Raw genomic sequence first — 19,446 nt, 5'->3', positions numbered from 1 at the left:
CTATCTCTTTAAAATAAATATAACTTATTATTTTCCGAACTTTAAAGGAGGAACTTTAACATGACAGTAAAAGTTGGTATTAACGGATTTGGACGTATTGGACGTAACGTATTCCGCGCAGCATTAAAGAACGAAAATGTAGAAATCGTAGCAATCAATGACCTTACTGATGCAAACATGCTTGCACATTTGCTTCAATATGACACAGTTCACGGTAAATTGCCTGAGCAAGTACAAGTAGACGGCGATTATCTTGTTGTAGCTGGACATAGAGTGAAAGTTCTGGCAGAACGCGATCCTGCTCAATTAGGCTGGGGAGATCTTGGCGTTGAGGTTGTAGTTGAATCAACTGGCCGTTTCACAAAACGCGCAGATGCAGCGAAGCACCTTGAAGCTGGCGCTAAAAAAGTTATCATTTCAGCTCCTGCTTCAGAAGAGGATATCACAATTGTAATGGGTGTTAACGAAGACAAATACGATGCACAAAACCATCATGTTCTTTCAAATGCATCATGCACAACAAACTGCCTGGCTCCTTTCGCTAAAGTTCTTTCTGATAAATTCGGCATCAAGCGCGGTATGATGACAACTGTTCACTCATACACAAATGATCAGCAGATTCTTGACCTTCCGCACAAAGACTACCGCCGTGCACGTGCAGCAGCAGAAAACATCATTCCTACAACAACTGGTGCAGCAAAAGCGGTTGCTCTTGTATTGCCTGAATTAAAAGGAAAATTAAACGGTATGGCTATGCGTGTTCCTACACCTAACGTATCTGTAGTTGACCTTGTTGCAGAGCTTGAAAAAGATGTAACAGCTGAAGAAGTGAACGAAGCATTCAAAGCCGCATCACAAAACGAGCTTAAAGGTATCCTTGACTACAGCGAACTTCCTTTAGTATCAACTGACTATAACGGCAGCCCTGCATCTTCTACAATCGATGCATTATCTACAATGGTTATGGAAGGTAACATGGTTAAAGTACTTTCTTGGTATGACAACGAAACTGGCTACTCTAGCCGTGTAGTTGACCTTGTAGATTATATCGCTTCTAAAGGACTGTAAGACAAGAGAAAGACCGGCGTCCTTATTGGAAAGCGCCCCAAAAACAGACTATAATGAAAAAGATAACAGGGGAGTTGGGATATATTGCCCTCTCCCTTTTTTAATCAATTAAATGTTTAAAATTATGAAGCAATTCAAGGAGGTACCAGCTATGAACAAAAAGTCATTAAAGGATATCGATGTAAAGGGCAAGCGCGTATTTTGCCGCGTTGATTTTAATGTTCCTATGGAGAACGGAAAGATTACAGATGATACTAGAATCAGAGCAGCGCTGCCAACAATAGAATATTTGGCAGAACAAGGAGCAAAGGTTATTCTTGCAAGCCACCTTGGACGTCCGAAGGGCCAGGTATCAGAAGATCTTCGCCTTACACCTGTTGCAAAAAGACTCAGCGAGCTGACTGGAAAAGATGTGCGTAAGACGGATGAAGCCTTTGGAGACTCTGTTAAGGCTGAAATCAGTTCCATGAAGGAAGGCGAAATTCTTCTTCTGGAAAATGTCCGTTTTTACCCTGGAGAAGAGAAAAATGATCCTGAGCTGGCAAAATCCTTTGCTGAACTTGCAGATGTTTATGTAAATGATGCATTTGGCGCGGCACACCGTGCACATGCTTCAACAGAAGGCATTGCACAATACCTGCCAGCAGCTGCAGGGCTGTTGATGCAAAAAGAATTAGAAGTGCTTGGAAAAGCATTGTCTAATCCAGAGCGCCCATTCACTGCCATTATTGGCGGCGCGAAGGTGAAGGATAAAATCGGCGTCATCGAAAATCTCCTTGAAAAAGTGGACAACCTGATCATTGGCGGCGGATTGGCATACACATTTATCAAATCCCAAGGCCATGAAATCGGCAAATCATTGCTTGAAGAAGATAAAATCGATCTTGCTGCTTCATTCATTAAAAAAGCGGAAGAAAAAGGCGTTAAGCTTTACATGCCGATTGATGTAATCGTAGCAGACGACTTTTCCAATGATGCAAACACAAAAGAAGTTAATGTAGATTCTATTCCTGCAGATTGGGAAGCACTTGATATTGGACCGAAAACCCGCGAGCTTTATGCAGATGTAATTAAAAGCTCAAAACTGGTGATCTGGAACGGGCCAATGGGAGTATTTGAAATTGATAAGTTCGCCAATGGAACGAAAAAAGTGGCAGAAGCGCTGGCTGAATCAAAGGATACGTTCAGTGTCATCGGAGGCGGAGATTCAGCTGCGGCTGTAGAGAAATTCCATCTTGCAGATAAAATGTCCCATATTTCTACCGGCGGGGGAGCATCCCTTGAGTTTATGGAAGGAAAAGAACTGCCAGGCGTAACCGCATTAAATGATATAATATAATCAAAAAACCGTCTAACCAGGAAAGGATGGTCGTTAATGCGTAAACCTATTATTGCTGGAAACTGGAAGATGAACAAAACTTTAGCTGAAGCTAAACATTTTCTGGAAGAAGTAAGCAGCTTAGTTCCATCACCCGAGAAAATGGAGGCCGTAGTATGCGCGCCTTGTCTATTCCTTGGCCAGCTTGTGCTGGCTGCAGAAAATAAGCATGTAAAAATCGGGGCTCAAAATATGCACTATGAAGAGAGCGGTGCATTTACAGGGGAAATCAGTCCCGCATCTTTGGAAGACATCGGCATTGACTATGTGATCTTGGGCCACTCAGAACGCCGCCAGCTGTTTCATGAATCAGATGAGATGGTGAACAAAAAAGTCCGCGCGGCATTTAAGTATCATCTGACACCAATTCTCTGCTGCGGCGAGACATTGGAACAGCGGGACAGCGGCCTGACGAATGAACATGTGGAAAACCAGATCAAAAAAGGCCTTGCCGGTTTAAGTGAAGAACAAGTGAAGACCATTGTCCTTGCCTATGAGCCTATCTGGGCTATAGGGACAGGCAAATCATCTAATGCATCGGATGCAAATGAGGTTTGTGCCCATATCAGGGACGTAGTCGCTTCACAGTTTTCCAAAGAAGCCGCGGATGCAGTCCGCATTCAGTACGGCGGAAGTGTAAAGCCTGAGAATATTCATGAGTATATGGCAGAGACTGATATAGATGGAGCTTTAGTGGGTGGCGCAAGTCTTGAACCACAATCTTTCCTGAAGTTATTGGAGGCTGGACAATATGAGTAAGACACCTGTGGCAATTATCATCCTAGATGGATTCGGATGTCGCGGCGAACATAAAGGAAATGCAGTATATCAAGCAAAAAAAACAAATTTCGACCGTTTTTGGGAGCAATATCCGCATGCACAGCTGACAGCAAGCGGTGAAGCTGTTGGCCTTCCAGAAGGGCAAATGGGGAATTCGGAAGTCGGCCACTTAAATATTGGTGCTGGCCGTGTTGTTTACCAAAGCTTAACACGTGTGAATCTTGCTATTAGAGAAGGGGAATTTGCCAAAAATCAAACCTTCATTGATGCCATGAATCATGCGAAAGAAAAAGGAACAAATCTTCACTTATTCGGATTGCTGTCTGATGGAGGAGTACATAGCCATATCGATCATTTGTACGCACTCTTGAGGCTTGCTGCAAAAGAAGGCGTGAAGAATGTTTATGTTCATGCATTTTTAGATGGCCGGGATGTTGGCCCGAAAACAGCAAAGGGATACATTGAGGATGCTGAGAAAGTAATGAAGGAAATTGGCGTTGGGCAATTTGCTACCATTTCTGGACGGTATTATTCTATGGATCGTGATAAGAGATGGGAACGCGTAGAGAAATCGTATCGTGCAATGGTGTACGGAGACGGCCCTGCTTATACTTCAGCAATGGAATGTGTGGAGGATTCGTACGAGCACGGAATTTTCGATGAGTTCGTCATTCCTTCAGTAATCACAGCAGACGATAAAAAACCAGTGGCGACAATTAAAAATGATGATTCTGTTATCTTTTATAATTTCCGCCCTGACCGTGCCATACAGATTTCCAATACATTCACAAATGAAGACTTCCGCGCTTTTGACCGCGGTCCCGGACATCCCAAGCATCTTCATTTTGTCTGCCTGACTCATTTTTCTGAGACGGTGGATGGTTATGTGGCATTCAAGCCGTCGAACCTGGATAATACACTTGGGGAAGTGCTTTCGCAAAATAATCTGACACAGCTGAGGATAGCAGAAACTGAAAAGTATCCGCATGTGACATTCTTTATGAGCGGGGGACGTGAAGAGAAGTTTCCTGGCGAAGAAAGGATCCTGATCAATTCTCCGAAGGTAGCCACCTATGACTTAAAGCCGGAAATGAGTGCTTATGAAGTTACAGATGCACTTATGGAGCAGATTGAAAATGATAAATTTGACGCAATCCTCCTGAACTTTGCTAATCCGGATATGGTTGGCCACTCAGGAATGCTTGAGCCGACAATCAAGGCCATTGAAACTGTCGATGAATGTCTCGGCAAAATTGTGGATCTTATGATTTCAAAAGGCGGCACTGCCATAATAACAGCTGATCATGGGAATGCTGATGAAGTGGTAACGCCAGAAGGCAATCCAATGACTGCCCATACAACAAACCCTGTTCCTGTCATTGTGACAAAAAATGATGTAACATTAAGGACAGACGGTATTTTAGGTGACCTTGCTCCAACGATGCTTGATTTGCTTGGAGTTCAAAAGCCTGTTGAAATGACAGGATCATCTTTAATTAATAAATAAAAAGCGAACACAAAAAAGGAGAGAATTATTATGCCATTTATTCAACATGTATACGCACGAGAAGTATTAGATTCACGAGGAAACCCAACTGTAGAAGTAGAAGTTATGACAGAATCAGGCTTCTTCGGCCGCGCTATTGTTCCTTCAGGAGCATCTACTGGAGAGCATGAAGCAGTGGAGCTTCGCGATGGCGACAAATCCCGCTACCTTGGAAAAGGTGTCCTAAAGGCAGTGGAAAATGTAAATGATGTAATTGCAGAAGCAATCATCGGATTTGATGTAACAGACCAAATCGGCATTGACCGCGCAATGATCGAGCTTGATGGAACAGAAAACAAAGGTAAATTGGGTGCTAACGCTATTCTAGGCGTATCTATGGCTTGTGCCCATGCTGCTGCTGAATCAGTAGGCCTTCCATTATACCGTTACCTTGGCGGATTCAACGCTAAGCAGCTTCCGACTCCAATGATGAACATCATCAATGGCGGATCACATGCTGACAATAATGTTGACTTCCAGGAATTCATGATTCTTCCTGTTGGAGCATCAACATTCAAGGAAGCTCTTCGTATGGGTGCGGAAGTTTTCCATGCATTGAAATCTGTTCTTTCTGCTAAAGGATTGAACACTGCAGTAGGCGATGAGGGAGGATTTGCTCCAAACTTAGGTTCTAACCGCGAAGCATTGGAAGTAATCATCGAAGCGATCCAAAAAGCCGGCTACAAGCCTGGTGAAGATGTATACCTTGGAATGGACGTTGCTTCTTCTGAGTTCTATAACAAAGAAACTGGAAAATACGACCTTTCCGGCGAAGGAAAAACAGGCGTAACTTCTGAAGAATTGGTAAGTTTCTATGAAGAGCTTGTTAATGAGTTCCCGATTCTTAGCATTGAAGATGGACTTGACGAAAATGACTGGGAAGGCCATAAGGTATTGACTGACCGCCTTGGTAGCAAAGTTCAATTAGTTGGCGATGACTTGTTTGTTACCAACACAAAGAAGCTTGCTGAAGGAATTGAAAAAGGCATTGCCAACTCTATCTTAATCAAAGTAAACCAAATCGGAACATTGACTGAAACATTTGATGCTATCGAAATGGCAAAACGCGCTGGTTATACAGCTGTTGTTTCCCACCGTTCAGGCGAAACAGAAGATGCTACAATTGCTGACATCGCTGTTGCAACAAACGCAGGACAAATCAAAACAGGTTCACTTTCACGTACAGACCGTATCGCGAAATACAACCAGCTTCTTCGCATTGAAGATGAGCTTGGCGAGCTTGCTGTTTACGAAGGTCTTAAGAGCTTCTACAACCTTAAACGCTAATAATATCCGCAAAAAATATGTTTTAATTTAGACGTACACGCCAGTTTCGAGACACTTGAACTGTGTAGTACACATGCTGAATTTAGACATACAAATGTTATCAAATAACCCTCTCGTTTATGTGTAGTAAATACACTGGCGGGGGGGTTTTTTGTGCTCATTAATCCTATTTTTCTGGTATGAGTGAATCTGAACTTCGGAACTTTCAGAAAGACTCTTTAGCAGGTTATTGTAAGGCTACGGCTCCATATGCTGATGCATCATCTGAAGTTCGTAAAGAATGTGAATCGAATATTACAATGATTTGACTATTAGGAGGTGTTACTATGGAAAACTTACATGAGTGACCATCGTTAATTAACAATCATAAGACCACAGGCTTACACGAGCTTGGTTTTTCTGCTAAACAATTATGTGATATTTGAATAAAGTGGTGTTGTATAATGGATATAAATGGAAGTATATGATAATAGGGAGGAGTTAAAATTGAAACAATATATGTCACTTTTCGCTTTACTAACACCAATTCTATTGTTCTATATGATGTTTGAAACACCGCTTTTTAGTTTCGCTTCCAATGATTTATACTATCCTATGATAGGTTTGGGGTATGTCATAGCAATTCTCATAGCCTGGTTTAGCCCAAGGGGGGTTTGGAGAGTTGTATCATTGTTCATCTTAGCAATCATTCCAGTTGGCTTTATTATATTAGCGATTGGAATTGGGATGTCTGGACTTTAAAAATACACCGATTATTAATAGTTATTTACATATTTCGACAATGCGTGGTATTTGCTGGAACTGAAAACCTCTTGTTTATGTGTAATTATTGCACTGGACAAGAGGTTTTTGTATTTGCTCCATCCAGCCGTGCTGCTTCCAATAATTCATCAGGGATTGTGGACATGAACTGCCTGAATAAAAAGATGCTGAATGCGCCGACGAAGCCTGGAAGTACGATGCCTGCCATTGTATTGGTCAGGTGCATTTTATTTAATATAAGATACACCGGAATCATTGTTGCCTGACCAGGAATCATCATGGTTGCAAGGATAAGGTAAAAGAACTTCTCTTTCCCTTTAAATTTTCGCAAATGCATAGCCTGCCATTGCGTTCAAAAATAACCCCGCAAAAGAGCAGATTACAATAATTACTGTATTTCTTAAATATAGACCGAAATTCATATTTTCGAACAGATTTTGGAAATTGTCTAATGTAAACTCCTTCGGGAACAAGGTTGGTATTAAAGAACTTACTTGGCTCTCTGTTTTAAAGGATGAGAAAATCATCCATATAAATGGAATAGCGACCACAATACCTGCAGAAGTCAAAATGATTCCGACAAACCATTGCTGATAACGATCGGTTGTTGTTTTCATTCGTTTCACCTCATCAATCCTCAATTGCCGCGGCTTGCGACCATTGATTACTCAGAACGAAAGTGGGGCGCTTTAGCGGCTGAACACCTTCTTAAATTACTAGCCGGCGACACAGTGGAGAATGAACGGATTTATGTATCCATGATTCCCGGAGACTCAGTGAATCAAGGTTATGCAAATACTTTCAAAAAAATCTGCTCCCGTTGAAGGGAGCAGATTTTTTGGTATATGGCTGCGGGCCTAAATCCTTAATGGCCAAGGTGCGTCTGGCTTATTTGGATACAGGCACAGAATTATAGTATTCTTCCAGTGTAATTCCGCGGGCGGCGATTTCTTTGCTTATCTTCACGCCAACGTATCTGATGTGCCAGGCTTCGTATTTGTAGCCTGTTATATTCTGTTTCCCCTGAGGGTACCTGATGATAAATCCGTAATCGCCGGCATGCTTGGCAAGCCATGAGGATTCGGGCGTCTGGCCGAAGCAGTCCTGGGCAGCGCACTTGCCGTCAAGAGTTCCTACATCAATGGCAAGCCCTGTTTCGTGTTCGCTTGTGCCAGGGATTGCACTGTAGGTTTTAGCCTTCTCAAGTCCGTCTTTTTTTACATAGCTGTTAAATACGGCAACCTGTCTGGTATGAGAACGATAAGCTGAAACGCCTGCAAGCTCCATGCCGTCGGCTTTTGCAGCCTGAAACATTTTTTCAAGGGCTTGGGCGGCTTCTTTGCGCATCATGCGTTTTTCGATTTTTTCTTTAAAAATGAATGGTACATTAGGATACACGAGATCGGCTGGCTCATAATTGTCAGGCAATAAATTGCTTTTATTCACTAAGACCTCAATGCTGTTGGGATGTGCAGAAGCAGTAACAGCTTTGTGCTGATCATCTGAGCTGCTGTTATTTTGTTTCGTACTGTCATTGGAAGCTGTTTTCCCTGAATTGTGGGATTGATGTTCCTTAGGTGTGTCCTTGGCATCCTGGTTTTCGTCATTTGCAGAGCATCCTGCAGAAAAAAGGATGACTGAGGATAATGCTGTTGCGGTTAATACGTTTCTAAACATGTAAATAAGCCCCCACTTGAAACTTTTTGAAGGACAAAATGCTTGTCCTCTATGAATTATACACCAGATAAAATAGGTTACATGCTTTTATATCATATTTCCTAGGGGAATTAAATGGAAAGTACTTAGGCCCGGAAATTTTTGAAAAATTCATGTCTTCTAATAATTTAATCGCCATTTAAGTTAGTTGTTCAGCCGGCATTGTGGAAAGTGACATATTGTGGTACATTAAAGGTAATGTTTAATGGTTATCAGGAGGTGTCATGCATGCATGCATTAATAGTAACACTTTTAGTTATTGTTAGTATCGCCCTTATCATTTGTGTACTTCTGCAATCCGGGAAAAGCGCGGGATTGTCAGGTGCAATAGCCGGAGGCGCGGAACAGTTATTCGGCAAGCAAAAAGCCCGCGGACTTGACTTGGTTCTTCACAGAGCAACAGTCGTTCTTGCTGTATTGTTCTTTGCTTTAGCATTGTTAGTGACCTATTTCCGAGTATAATGTAGTGAAGATGCCTGGCTGATGTTCAGCCAGGCTTTTTTTCTTATCGTCTTTGGCTGCCCCGCCGGATTCCCGCTTCTGGGGTCAGCTTTACGCCTCTGTGGTCTCCATTACCCTTTCCTTGCCCGCTCTAATCCTCATTAAATCAAATGCAGCCTCAGGTCTATGGTTGTTAATGGAGCGGCAAATAGCAGCCTGTTAATGAAGAGTGATGAGCTATTGTGGAGCAAGACATTCTCTTTAATGCCTTCAAATAGCATGCATGCAGTTTTTTTGATTTAATAGGAAATGAGATGTTAAATGGCTGAGACCATAAAAGTATACATCCAGTAAGACCCGGTTGCTTCATAAAAACGAGGGAAGCGCGTTGCCGCAGGGCTTCTGGGGATTTAATCAAACGTTTGATTAAATTTGGTTTTTCCTTGCTGCCAAAGGTTTTCATCCTGATTTCAATAAAGGGGTTTTATATAATGAAAATTAAATTGCCTCAGCCGTTTACCTTTGAAGGAGGAAAACGGGCTGTCCTTTTGCTTCATGGTTTTACCGGTAACTCTTCAGATGTCCGCATGCTAGGTCGCTTTTTGGAAAAAAGGGGATATACCTGCCATGCTCCTCAATATAAGGGGCACGCCGTACCTCCAGAGGAGCTGGTAGAAACCGGCCCTGCTGACTGGTGGAAAGACGTAATGAGGGGATACGATTTCCTGAAGGCAAAGGGACATAAGGAAATTGCTGTAGCAGGCTTATCGCTTGGAGGCGTATTTTCCCTCAAATTAGGTTACACTGTACCTATAAAGGGTATCGTACCCATGTGTGCGCCTATGTATATCAAAAGTGAAGAGACCATGTATAAAGGAGTTTTAGCTTACGCCAGAGAATTTAAAAGGCGTGAAGGAAAAACAGCTGAAGAAATCGAAACAGAAATGGCGCGGTTTGCCGGAACACCAATGAAAACATTAAAGGCGCTTCAGGAATTGATCTCAGATGTCCGCGGCCATGTGGATCATATATATGCTCCGGTTTTTGTGGCACAGGCCAGGCTTGACGAGATGATCAATACAGACAGCGCCAACATTATCTATAATGGTGCAGAGTCCGATTTAAAGCGCATTAAATGGTATGAAGAATCGGGGCATGTCATTACCCTCGACAGCGAGCGGGATATGCTGCATGAAGATATCTGCGGATTTCTTGAGGAACTGGATTGGTCTGAGTGAAGTATAAAACATGTACATGGGTAAAAATAATAGAATAGATTGTTTTTTCAGCAAAGGAGGTTTTAATCAATGGAAGAAAGCATCCGTAAACATATGGATAAGCTTCTCTCTTACATGAAAGAGGAAGCATATAAGCCTTTGACGGTCCAGGAGCTTGAAGAGGCTCTTGGGATTGAGGATTCTGCCGATTTCAAGGATTTTGTTAAAGCGTTAGTTAAAATGGAGGAAAAAGGCCTTGTGATCAGAACACGAAGCAACCGATACGGCCTTCCCCAAAAAATGAACCTGGTCCGCGGCAAGCTGTCCGGGCATGCAAAGGGATTTGCCTTTGTCACCCCTGAAGACCAGCCTGGAGCGGATGATATATTTATCCCGCCGACAGAAACAAAGAATGCCATGCATGGAGATATCGTGCTTGTGAGGGTTTCCTCGGAGAGTTCCGGATCAAGAAGAGAAGGCGCTGTTGAAAAAATTGTAGAGCGCGGCATTAAAGAAGTCGTGGGTACATATTCAGAAAGCAAGCATTTTGGGTTTGTCATTCCAGATGATAAGAAAATCGCTAATGACATCTTCATACCGAAAAATGCTTCAGCTGGAGCTGTTGAAGGACACAAGGTTGTGGTGAAACTGACTTCCTACCCCGAGGGCCGGACAAGTGCAGAGGGTGAAGTCATTCAAATCCTTGGCCATAAAAATGATCCAGGGGTCGACATACTTTCGGTCATCCATAAACATGGCTTGCCGCTGGAATTCCCTGCAGATGTCATGAAGCAGGCGAATGAAGTGCCGGATACCATTGAAGAAAGCGAAATCGGAAACAGAAGGGATCTCCGAAATGAATCCCTTGTTACGATTGACGGGGCCGATGCAAAGGACCTGGACGATGCCGTCACCGTTACCGTGCTTGATAACGGTAATTATAAGCTTGGTGTCCATATTGCCGATGTGAGCCATTATGTGACGGAAAACTCGCCGATTGATAAGGAAGCATTGGATAGAGGAACAAGTGTATACCTTGTTGACCGTGTTATTCCCATGATTCCTCATCGTTTATCAAATGGCATTTGCTCCCTAAATCCAAAGGTAGACCGTTTTACCTTATCCTGTGAAATGGAAATCACGGCTTCAGGGCAGGTTGTCGGCCATGATATCTTTGAAAGTGTCATTAAGACAAAGGAACGGATGACATATGGAGATGTAAATAAGATACTCGTTGATAAAGACCAGGACTTGATGGACCGCTACGAGCCCCTTGTTCCAATGTTCCAGGATATGGAGAAGCTTGCACAGATTCTCCGGAAAAAACGGATGGAACGGGGAGCGATTGACTTCGACTTTAAGGAAGCGAGAGTGCTTGTAGATGAAGATGGGCATCCAAAGGATATTGTTCTTCGCGAGCGTTCCGTTGCGGAGCATTTGATAGAAGAATTCATGCTTGCTGCAAATGAAACAGTTGCAGAACACTTCCAGAAGCTCAAAGTGCCGTTCCTGTATCGGATACATGAAGACCCGAAAGAAGAGAAGCTTCAGCGTTTCTTTGAGTTCATCACAAATTTCGGTTACATTGTCCGCGGTTCTGCAAGCTCCATTCATCCAAGGGCACTTCAGGATATTATAGAAGCTGTTTCAGGGAAGCCTGAGGAAATGGTGATATCTACTGTCATGCTCCGCTCGATGCAGCAGGCGAAATATGATCCTGAATGCCTGGGTCACTTTGGACTTTCCACGGAATATTATACTCATTTTACTTCACCTATCCGAAGGTATCCGGATTTGATCGTTCACCGGTTAATCAGAACCTATCTAATAGAAGGAAGAATGAATGAAGCGTCAAAAGCAAAATGGAATGATCTTTTGCCGGGCATTGCTGACCATACTTCCAAGCGCGAGCGCCGTGCTGTCGATGCTGAGCGTGAAACGGACGATCTGAAAAAGGCAGAATACATGCTGGATAAGATTGGCGAGGAATATGATGGAATCATCGGTTCTGTAACTAATTTTGGAATGTTCGTCGAGCTTCCTAATACGATAGAAGGCCTTGTGCATGTCAGCGCGATGAGTGATGATTATTACCGTTTTGATGAGCGCCAGCTTGCCATGATCGGGGAGAGGACTGCTAAGGTATACCGTATTGGCGATGAAATTTCCATCCGGGTGTCCAATGTGAATAAAGATGAGCGTGCCATAGATTTTGAAATCATCGGGATGAAAAATATCCGGCCGCGTTCAACTGGAGAAAAAAGGATTTTCAAGGCTGCTCCAAGCGACCGAAAACGCCGAAGCGGGCGTAATAATGATCGAAAAGGCGGAGGAAGCGGCAGGGGAACAAATGAAAAGAGCGGGGAAAGTTCTTCTTCAGAAAGAAAGTCCAAGAAAAAAAGAAAATTTTACGAAAATGCACCTGCAGCAAAACGTAAAAAGAAGAGACCAAGAAAGAGATAAAAAAGCGGGTATAGTGAAACAGCCATCAATAAGGTTCTTTCTTCATTGATGGCTTGTTGAACAAATTGGGTTTTTACGGCAGTCAGGCTTTTGCGTTAAAGCACGGGCCTTGCTTCCTGCTAAAGACAATTTATCTGCTGCTTTTTTGATGAGGGGGAGACAAGAGATGCCAAAAGGTACTGGCAAGCAATTAGCACAAAACAAAAAAGCGTATCATGATTATTTTATTGAAGAAACGTTTGAATCTGGGATTGTCCTGCAGGGCACTGAAATCAAGTCCATCCGTGCCGGGAAGGTCAACCTCAAGGATTCTTTTGCTAAAATTGAAAGAGGAGAAGTATATCTCCATAATATGCATATCAGCCCGTACGAACAGGGAAACCGGTATAACCATGATCCGTTAAGAACAAGAAAACTGCTGCTGCACAAAAAGCAAATCAGTAAGCTAATTGGGGATACCAAGGAAACCGGGTATACCATCGTTCCTTTGAAAATTTATTTAAAAAATGGATTTGCGAAGGTTTTAATTGGCCTGGGCAGAGGTAAAAAGCAATATGACAAGCGTGAGGACCTGAAGAAGAAGGAAGCTAAAAGAGATATTGAGCGTGCTTTCCGCGACAGGCAAAAGATGTAGGGATTAGCAAGACCTTACAATTGAATTTCTCAGCGAATCTGTTATAATAAGTTATGTACCGATGACAACTGAATATCAGCACACCAGCTGACTATTCACTTTCTCGTACGCTCCATTTCTATTATGGGGACGTTACGGATTCGACAGGGATAGTTCGAGCTTAGGTTGCGAGTCGAGGGGATCGGCCTCGTTAAAACGTCAACGCCTATAACTGGCAAACAAAACAACAACTTCGCTTTCGCTGCTTAATAACAGTCGATAGCGGTTCCTCCCTCCATTGCCCATGTGGTAGGGTAAGGGACTCACTCTAAGTGGGCTACGCCGGATTCCACCGTCTGAGGATGAAGGAAGAGAACAACCAGACTAGCTGCTCTGACGCCTGTTGGCAGGCATAAGATTCAGCGAAACACTAATATGCCGACTACACTCGTAGAAGCTTAAGTGCCGTTATGTCTGGACGTGGGTTCGACTCCCACCGTCTCCACCAAATACATATTTGGTGGTTTTTTGTTTATGTGTAAGTTAAAGCATAAATTGTCTAATAGGACAGTTTATGCTTTATTTTTAGTCTGGACCATTTTTGAGAATTCCAGATGGAAAAGATAAGGCAAATGAGAAAAGTGCAAGTGGAAGAGTATAAAAGATATTATGTACAGAACATTACATGAGAAAAGGGATTACCCTTCTGAGGTAAAATACTTAAATATCATTATATTATAGATTGGAAAGAAAACTAATATTAGGGGCAGGTTAGTGGAAGAAGGATTTTTAAACTAATAAGCACAGATAAGGGGCTAAAATACAATAATTATTCACTTATTGTATAATGTTCTTAGTTGAAAACTTTAGCTTATGGTAAGGAGTGATGAATTTTCGTGGGAAATAATACAGATGAAAAATTGTATCGTCAAATCGTTGAATCGTCCGCGGAGGCAATTATTATTCAACAAGATGGGAAATTTAAGTATATAAACCCTGCAGGAGTAGACTTTTTACGGGCCGTTTCCAGTGAGGAAGTTATAGGTAAATCTGTATTTGATATCGTACCCGAGGAGTATAGAGAGCTGACAGTAGGGCACGCAAAATCTATCCTAGATGAAAATAAACCAACTGGAATTATCGAAAAACAATTAAGACGGTTTGATGGTTCACTAGTTGATGTAGAAACAAATTGTACTCCTGTTTTGTATGAGGATAAAAAAGCGATTCAATCTGTCGTCAGAGATATAACAAGGCGTAAAGAAATCGAAAGAACTCTCGAAAAAGTGTCAAAAGAAATTAACACACTATCAGCTCCTGTCGTCCCTATATTGGAAGGGGTCGCTGTGTTACCCCTAGTAGGTTCTATCAATTCTGAAAGAGCGAATTATATTTTAAAACATGTGCCTTTAAAAGTACAGGAACAGAATGCCCATACTTTGATTAGCGATTTTTCAGGAATCTATGAACTTGATGCAATAGTAATCCAATGTCTGTTTGAAACTAGTGCCGTACTTGGTATGCTTGGTGTTCGTTCTATTGTAACGGGAGTAAGACCCCAAATTGCCCAAAGTGTTGTTCAGCTCGGAGCCGATTTATCCCTAATACAGATATTTGGAACTTTACAGCAGGCAATACGTGATTTGGTGTTAAAGGATAGATTCGCAAGTGTTTGAATAGGATACCAACTATATTCAGTGATATATTGTTATCCTTCTTCACTACAGATTCGTTCTCTGGAGTAAGAGCCGTCATGAGACGGCTTTTTCTTATTGTGCTAATGGGGCAGTTTAGTTCAACAAGAAAATCAACTATAATAAATTTATTACATAAAATTAGGAGGCGGATAAAAATGGAAAAGATAACACCATTTTTAATGTTTCAAGATGGCAACGCAGAAGAAGCGATGAATTTTTATACATCCATCTTTGAGGATTCTCAAATTACAAACATTGTTAGATATGGGGCTAATGAAGCTGGACCAGAAGGCACCGTAATGCAGGCTACTTTTACCTTGAAAGGGCAAGGATTTATGTGTATTGACAGTTATATAAAACATCAATTCTCCTTTACACCTTCTTTTTCAATCTTTGTTGCTTGTAATACTGAAGAAGAACTTGATAATTTTTATGAAAAACTTAATGAAGGTGGACAAGCACTTATGCCTTTAAACAATTATGGTTTCAGTAAAAAGTTTGGTTGGGTAAATGACCGCTTCGGGGTTTCATGGCAACTAAATCTTCCATTGTAAAGGTTTTAGGGGAAATTAATAAATAAAAAAACTACATTAGGTAAAGGGATATTACTTCAAAAAGGGTAATACCTATTTTTATCTTTTTAAAAATTGGTTTTCCAAATATGAGTTATATCAGTGTGAATTTTGGACAATTTATAATTAACTTTACATTATGTCTAATTTTTTAGGCGGACAACTTATGGTTTATTTTGTTGTCTGCTGACAGTAACAGGTTCCGTAAAATGAATCTTAATTCGCACCGTATCTGCGGTGCTTTTTTAAAAAAAATAAAATAGCCTAGTCCCCTTTGAACTAAGCTAATCCCAGTAATAATTTTGGAGCTTATTCCATGAACGCGCCCGTTTGTTTGAATACATTTTTTCACAAACTTATTCTTAATTTAAAAAGTTGCTATTGCTAGTGCCTAACCGCTCAGCAAGAGGAGCATTAGCGATACAATCTGCCAGTGCTTCTTCCAAGTGTTGTGATGTCCCACTTTTACTACGGAGCAACTTCGAGCGATATTTTTTGGGTTTGCTCCGTTAGCCGCTTAGCCGGGGCCAATCGTATCATTCAACTTCGAGCGATATTTGTCCTTCCAGGTTTTCGTATCCTTCACTAATTCGTCGCAAAAAGCGGCCACGTCTTCACCCGTAAGGTCAGTGACTTTCTTGCCTTCCGCTGCACCTTCCTCGAAGAGATCGAGAATGCCTCCAAAGATACGGCTGACGTCACTCCAGTCAGTGGGGCCGCCAGCGGTCCACATATATTTTTTGATAGCGTTGTATGCGTTGCGGTACTCACTTGGAAGTGCCTTCCCGCGTGCCTCTATCTCTTTCCATTCACGCTTGTCATCCAGACTTCCGATAATTTTTTTAATAATACTCATTTTAGTTCTCCTTTTAATTTTATTTTAGTTTTGAGTTCGTAAATTTTACTCGATACAAAATCCCATTTCTTCCAAAATAATTCAAGCTGGTCTCGACCTGCTGTATTGAGCGTGTAAAATTTTCTGGGCGGTCCCATGGTGGATGGTTTTTTCTCGATGTTCACCAGATTGTTTTTCTCAAGCCGCATGGTAATCGTATAAACGGTACCTTCAACCACATCATTGAAGCCAAGTTCCCGCAACTGCTGAGTGATTTCATAGCCGTAAGTTTCACCGCGGCTGATGATTTCAAGCACACAGCCCTCAAGCACCCCTTTCAGCATTTCTGTAATATTTTCCAAAATTCTTCCTCCAGTTGTATTTCACTTAGTATTTTTTTAGTACTCAGCAGCACAGGTATTTTGTGGCACTGATATTCAGTATTACTTACTACTGGTATATAGTATTACTAAATAGTGGTGATTGTCAATAAATTTTCGCCAAAAAGGCATAGGTATTTTTATCAAATTTGGCAGCTTAGACTTTAGTCAATTTCAAATAAATGATCTCAGGGCTTATTTTTGATAATATTTCGAAAAAAAGTTGGCTCTGTTGATGCAATATATTTTACGGCCATTCTATTTTTAGTGACAAACCAGCAAATCAAAAAGGAGCGGAAATAATCCGCTCCCTCTCATGCTGCCAGTTTAATCGCATGCTGAATATTTTTGGCTTGCACTGGATCTCATTCGTGCTTCGTTTTTACTAAGTTTGTATCCTGCTTCATACATTAGTTAAACAGGAAAATTTTTAAATAAATCTTTGCCGGATGCGAGCAGTTCTTCTGCCTGGGGAAAAGGAAGGGGCTTACTGAAAAAATAACCCTGCATTTGGGTACAGCCTATAGAATACAAAAATATTAGCTGATCGAGGTGTTCGACGCCTTCTGCCACGGTTTTGATTCCCAAGCTGGCAGCCATCGCGGTTATGGCCTTGACAATGGCTTCCTGGTTGGAATCAAGCAGGATATCCGCTATAAACGATTGGTCAATTTTCAGTGTATGGATATGAAAGCTCTTCAAATAACTTAGGGAGGAATATCCGGTGCCAAAATCATCAATGGAAATCTCGACACCGATTGACCGCAGTTCATTCATTTTATGAATGATATCCAGCACATTTGTCATGGCGGTGCTTTCAGTAATCTCTATTTTCAGCTGGCTCGGATTCAGACGGTTTTCCTGAAGCAAGTCCATTAATTGCTTTACGAAGGAGGCTTCTTCAAATTGCCGTGCCGATACATTAACAGAGACATATAGATTGCTGTATCCTTTTAGTTCCAATTCCTTGATTTGCCGGCATGCTGTCTGGAGAACCCACGCTCCAATGTGGAGAATCATACCCGTTTCTTCTGATAATTCGATGAATTCAGATGGCGGAATGAAACCAAGGGAAGGATGCTGCCACCGGATCAGCGCTTCAAAGCCTATAATCCTGCGTTCCTCAACATTAACGATTGGCTGATAGTGCAAAGAGAATTCGTGATTAGTTAAAGCTCTATGAAAGCTCTGGCCGATTAAAACTCTTCTTGTCAGGCCAGTTTCCATTTCCTCTTTGTATAGCTTAAAGTTATTCCTGCCAGTGCCTTTTGCCTGGTACATAGCCTGGTCAGCCCGTTTGATCAGATGTTCAGCCGTCTGGCCGTGATAAGGGAAAACACTGATTCCAATGCTGGCAGTTAATAAAAATTCCTGGTCACGAAGCAAAAGGGGTTTTGAAATGACATTCAGGCACGTATCCGCAATTTCAAAGGCTTCTTTTAAATCGATATCATCGAGAATTATAGCGAACTCGTCACCGCCCTGGCGTGATAGCGTATCTTGTTTCCGTAAACAGCCTTTTACCCGTCCGGCTATGACTTGGAGCAGCTCATCACCAAGGTCATGGCCAAGCGAATCATTAATAAATTTAAAATGATCCAGATCAAGGTACATAAAAACAACTTTTTCCTGCTTCAGCTTCGCCTTTGCAAGGCCTGATTCGATTCGCTCGCTGAGCAGCCGCCTGTTCGGAAGTCCGGTCAATGTATCGTGGTACGCCATATGATGCAGGTGTTCTTCAGCCATCTTACGCTGTGTTATATCAATGACCACACCTTCAAAACGGACAATTCGGCCAATGTGATCACGCATGGGAATAGTACGTTCACTTATCCATTTGACGGATCCATCCTGATGAATGATCCGATATTCGTATTCAATCGAAGTTCCCTCATAAAGCGCAGCTTGTTTCCGGCTAACCATATCCATATCCTCAGGATGAATGAATTCCCTCCACAGAATAGGATTCTTTATGAATTCCTCTTGAGAGAGCCCGAATATTTTTAAGCAGGCAGGAGAAATATTTAATAGCCTTTTCATGCCGAGGTCAAATGACCATAAGCAAATATCCACACTATTAAATATGCTTTCCATCTGACTGCGGGACTTGATTAATTCCAGCCTTGTCTTTTTTATTTCTGTAATATCCTTAGCTATTCCGATTACTCCAGTGATTTTGGAGTTGTTAAAAATCGGTAAAGCAATCACGCATAGTTCTTTATATTGCTTGTTTTTTGTTTGAATGGCCGTGTAAAATCTTTCCTGATTTCCCTTTAAGGCACTATTAAAATGCTGAAGGGTATGATCAATCTGATTTTTCGGTAAAATCGAAACAAAGGACATCGAAAGCATTTCTTTGCTTGAATAACCGACAAGTTTAACAGCTGAATCATTAACAAGTACAAAATTTCCTTCCATATCGAGCGCATAGCCCGCGTCAGGATTATAATCAAAAAGAGATTGATAAACATCAAACAAACGATCTGATGGCAGTGAAGCTTTAGCAGTCATATGGTCGCATCCTTTACAGTTACAATGAGTATAGCGGTCTATAAAGCTTCCTATTCTGGTGATTTTATAAAATAGGATTTAAAGTATCTGTACACTGTTGGTTGGGGCGGATTCGCTTGGCCCCTGAGAATCAACGTTACAGGCCCGGCGATTGCCCCCCGGCCGCTAAGCTTCTGGAGC

16 protein-coding genes, 1 other RNA gene and 1 pseudogene are annotated in these 19,446 nt (G+C 41.9%); 13 read left to right on the top strand and 5 right to left on the bottom strand.

Annotation, left to right across the window (positions count from 1 at the left end):
• The first annotated feature begins 60 nt into the window (after positions 1 to 60).
• The 6 genes from gap to ACN6MY_RS22820 all read left to right on the top strand — a co-directional run bounded on the left by gap (position 61) and on the right by ACN6MY_RS22820 (position 6,800).
• Positions 61 to 1,068 carry a type I glyceraldehyde-3-phosphate dehydrogenase gene (gene gap, locus ACN6MY_RS22845; RefSeq protein ID WP_090988789.1) on the top strand — a complete coding sequence of 336 codons (1,008 nt, stop codon included), beginning with the start codon at positions 61 to 63 and terminating at the stop codon, positions 1,066 to 1,068.
• A gap of 151 nt (positions 1,069 to 1,219) precedes the next feature.
• Positions 1,220 to 2,407 (top strand): phosphoglycerate kinase, encoded by a 1,188-nt coding sequence (locus tag ACN6MY_RS22840; RefSeq protein WP_419882187.1) that lies wholly within the window; start codon positions 1,220 to 1,222, stop codon positions 2,405 to 2,407.
• A gap of 36 nt (positions 2,408 to 2,443) precedes the next feature.
• Positions 2,444 to 3,205 carry a triose-phosphate isomerase gene (tpiA, locus tag ACN6MY_RS22835; RefSeq protein ID WP_090988791.1) on the top strand — a complete coding sequence of 254 codons (762 nt, stop codon included), beginning with the start codon at positions 2,444 to 2,446 and terminating at the stop codon, positions 3,203 to 3,205.
• A complete protein-coding gene (gene gpmI, locus ACN6MY_RS22830) occupies positions 3,198 to 4,733 on the top strand; it encodes a 2,3-bisphosphoglycerate-independent phosphoglycerate mutase (protein ID WP_419882186.1) in 1,536 nt (511 codons plus the stop codon). The genes tpiA and gpmI overlap by 8 nt, the downstream gene beginning before the upstream one ends.
• Before the next feature lie 30 nt (positions 4,734 to 4,763).
• On the top strand, positions 4,764 to 6,059 hold the full coding sequence (eno, locus tag ACN6MY_RS22825) for a phosphopyruvate hydratase (protein ID WP_419882185.1): 1,296 nt from the start codon (positions 4,764 to 4,766) through the stop codon (positions 6,057 to 6,059).
• Positions 6,060 to 6,545: 486 nt separating this feature from the next.
• Entirely contained in the window at positions 6,546 to 6,800 is a 255-nt protein-coding gene (locus ACN6MY_RS22820) for a hypothetical protein (protein ID WP_419882184.1), read from the top strand.
• Between the two features lie 112 nt (positions 6,801 to 6,912).
• Here ACN6MY_RS22820 and ACN6MY_RS22815 read toward each other — a convergent pair.
• Positions 6,913 to 7,438: pseudogene (locus ACN6MY_RS22815) on the bottom strand (carbohydrate ABC transporter permease); the annotation flags it as partial.
• A gap of 271 nt (positions 7,439 to 7,709) precedes the next feature.
• On the bottom strand, positions 7,710 to 8,498 hold the full coding sequence (locus tag ACN6MY_RS22810; protein ID WP_419882183.1) for a M15 family metallopeptidase: 789 nt from the start codon (positions 8,496 to 8,498) through the stop codon (positions 7,710 to 7,712).
• A 267-nt stretch (positions 8,499 to 8,765) separates the two neighbouring features.
• On the opposite strand from ACN6MY_RS22810, the gene secG reads away from it, so the two are divergent.
• The 7 genes from secG (at position 8,766) to ACN6MY_RS22775 (ending at position 15,522) form a co-directional block, all read left to right on the top strand.
• The gene (gene secG / locus ACN6MY_RS22805; protein WP_071352811.1) at positions 8,766 to 8,999 is read left to right on the top strand and encodes a preprotein translocase subunit SecG; all 234 of its coding nucleotides are present in this window, start codon (positions 8,766 to 8,768) and stop codon (positions 8,997 to 8,999) included.
• Between the two features lie 470 nt (positions 9,000 to 9,469).
• Positions 9,470 to 10,216, top strand: coding sequence for an alpha/beta hydrolase (locus ACN6MY_RS22800; protein WP_419882182.1), 747 nt, complete (start codon positions 9,470 to 9,472; stop codon positions 10,214 to 10,216).
• Positions 10,217 to 10,285: 69 nt separating this feature from the next.
• A complete protein-coding gene (rnr, locus tag ACN6MY_RS22795; protein ID WP_419882181.1) occupies positions 10,286 to 12,658 on the top strand; it encodes a ribonuclease R in 2,373 nt (790 codons plus the stop codon).
• 166 nt (positions 12,659 to 12,824) lie between these two features.
• Positions 12,825 to 13,292: an SsrA-binding protein SmpB gene (gene smpB / locus ACN6MY_RS22790; protein WP_419882180.1), complete on the top strand. Its 468-nt coding sequence runs from the start codon at positions 12,825 to 12,827 to the stop codon at positions 13,290 to 13,292.
• Between the two features lie 125 nt (positions 13,293 to 13,417).
• Positions 13,418 to 13,779, top strand: a transfer-messenger RNA (tmRNA) gene (ssrA, locus tag ACN6MY_RS22785).
• Positions 13,780 to 14,167: 388 nt separating this feature from the next.
• The gene (locus ACN6MY_RS22780) at positions 14,168 to 14,947 is read left to right on the top strand and encodes a PAS domain S-box protein (RefSeq protein ID WP_419882179.1); all 780 of its coding nucleotides are present in this window, start codon (positions 14,168 to 14,170) and stop codon (positions 14,945 to 14,947) included.
• A gap of 176 nt (positions 14,948 to 15,123) precedes the next feature.
• Positions 15,124 to 15,522: a VOC family protein gene (locus ACN6MY_RS22775; protein ID WP_419882178.1), complete on the top strand. Its 399-nt coding sequence runs from the start codon at positions 15,124 to 15,126 to the stop codon at positions 15,520 to 15,522.
• Positions 15,523 to 16,057: 535 nt separating this feature from the next.
• Here ACN6MY_RS22775 and ACN6MY_RS22770 read toward each other — a convergent pair.
• From ACN6MY_RS22770 to ACN6MY_RS22760, 3 genes are all read right to left on the bottom strand, one after another.
• Complete coding sequence (locus tag ACN6MY_RS22770) at positions 16,058 to 16,396, bottom strand: DUF1048 domain-containing protein (RefSeq protein ID WP_419882177.1); 339 nt, start codon at positions 16,394 to 16,396, stop codon at positions 16,058 to 16,060.
• Complete coding sequence (locus ACN6MY_RS22765; protein WP_419882176.1) at positions 16,393 to 16,737, bottom strand: PadR family transcriptional regulator; 345 nt, start codon at positions 16,735 to 16,737, stop codon at positions 16,393 to 16,395. The genes ACN6MY_RS22770 and ACN6MY_RS22765 overlap by 4 nt, the downstream gene beginning before the upstream one ends.
• 432 nt (positions 16,738 to 17,169) lie before the next feature.
• Positions 17,170 to 19,266: an EAL domain-containing protein gene (locus ACN6MY_RS22760; protein WP_419882175.1), complete on the bottom strand. Its 2,097-nt coding sequence runs from the start codon at positions 19,264 to 19,266 to the stop codon at positions 17,170 to 17,172.
• Positions 19,267 to 19,446 lie beyond the last annotated feature (180 nt).

Origin of the sequence: Peribacillus sp. B-H-3, assembly GCF_048572925.1 — a bacterium.
In the GTDB taxonomy this organism is placed as follows: Bacteria; Bacillota; Bacilli; order Bacillales; family DSM-1321; genus Peribacillus.
The sequence above is the reverse complement of the archived record's forward strand: the minus strand, read 5'-3'. Positions and strand labels throughout refer to the sequence as shown.

Coding starts and splice junctions, on each gene's coding strand:
- gpmI (WP_419882186.1), top strand. CDS start 3,198: ATGAGTAAGACACCTGTGGCAATTATCATCCTAGATGGATTCGGATGT.
- eno (WP_419882185.1), top strand. CDS start 4,764: ATGCCATTTATTCAACATGTATACGCACGAGAAGTATTAGATTCACGA.
- ACN6MY_RS22840 (WP_419882187.1), top strand. CDS start 1,220: ATGAACAAAAAGTCATTAAAGGATATCGATGTAAAGGGCAAGCGCGTA.
- ACN6MY_RS22770 (WP_419882177.1), bottom strand. CDS start 16,396: ATGAGTATTATTAAAAAAATTATCGGAAGTCTGGATGACAAGCGTGAA.
- ACN6MY_RS22760 (WP_419882175.1), bottom strand. CDS start 19,266: ATGACTGCTAAAGCTTCACTGCCATCAGATCGTTTGTTTGATGTTTAT.
- tpiA (WP_090988791.1), top strand. CDS start 2,444: ATGCGTAAACCTATTATTGCTGGAAACTGGAAGATGAACAAAACTTTA.
- gap (WP_090988789.1), top strand. CDS start 61: ATGACAGTAAAAGTTGGTATTAACGGATTTGGACGTATTGGACGTAAC.
- ACN6MY_RS22800 (WP_419882182.1), top strand. CDS start 9,470: ATGAAAATTAAATTGCCTCAGCCGTTTACCTTTGAAGGAGGAAAACGG.
- ACN6MY_RS22810 (WP_419882183.1), bottom strand. CDS start 8,498: ATGTTTAGAAACGTATTAACCGCAACAGCATTATCCTCAGTCATCCTT.
- ACN6MY_RS22775 (WP_419882178.1), top strand. CDS start 15,124: ATGGAAAAGATAACACCATTTTTAATGTTTCAAGATGGCAACGCAGAA.
- rnr (WP_419882181.1), top strand. CDS start 10,286: ATGGAAGAAAGCATCCGTAAACATATGGATAAGCTTCTCTCTTACATG.
- smpB (WP_419882180.1), top strand. CDS start 12,825: ATGCCAAAAGGTACTGGCAAGCAATTAGCACAAAACAAAAAAGCGTAT.
- secG (WP_071352811.1), top strand. CDS start 8,766: ATGCATGCATTAATAGTAACACTTTTAGTTATTGTTAGTATCGCCCTT.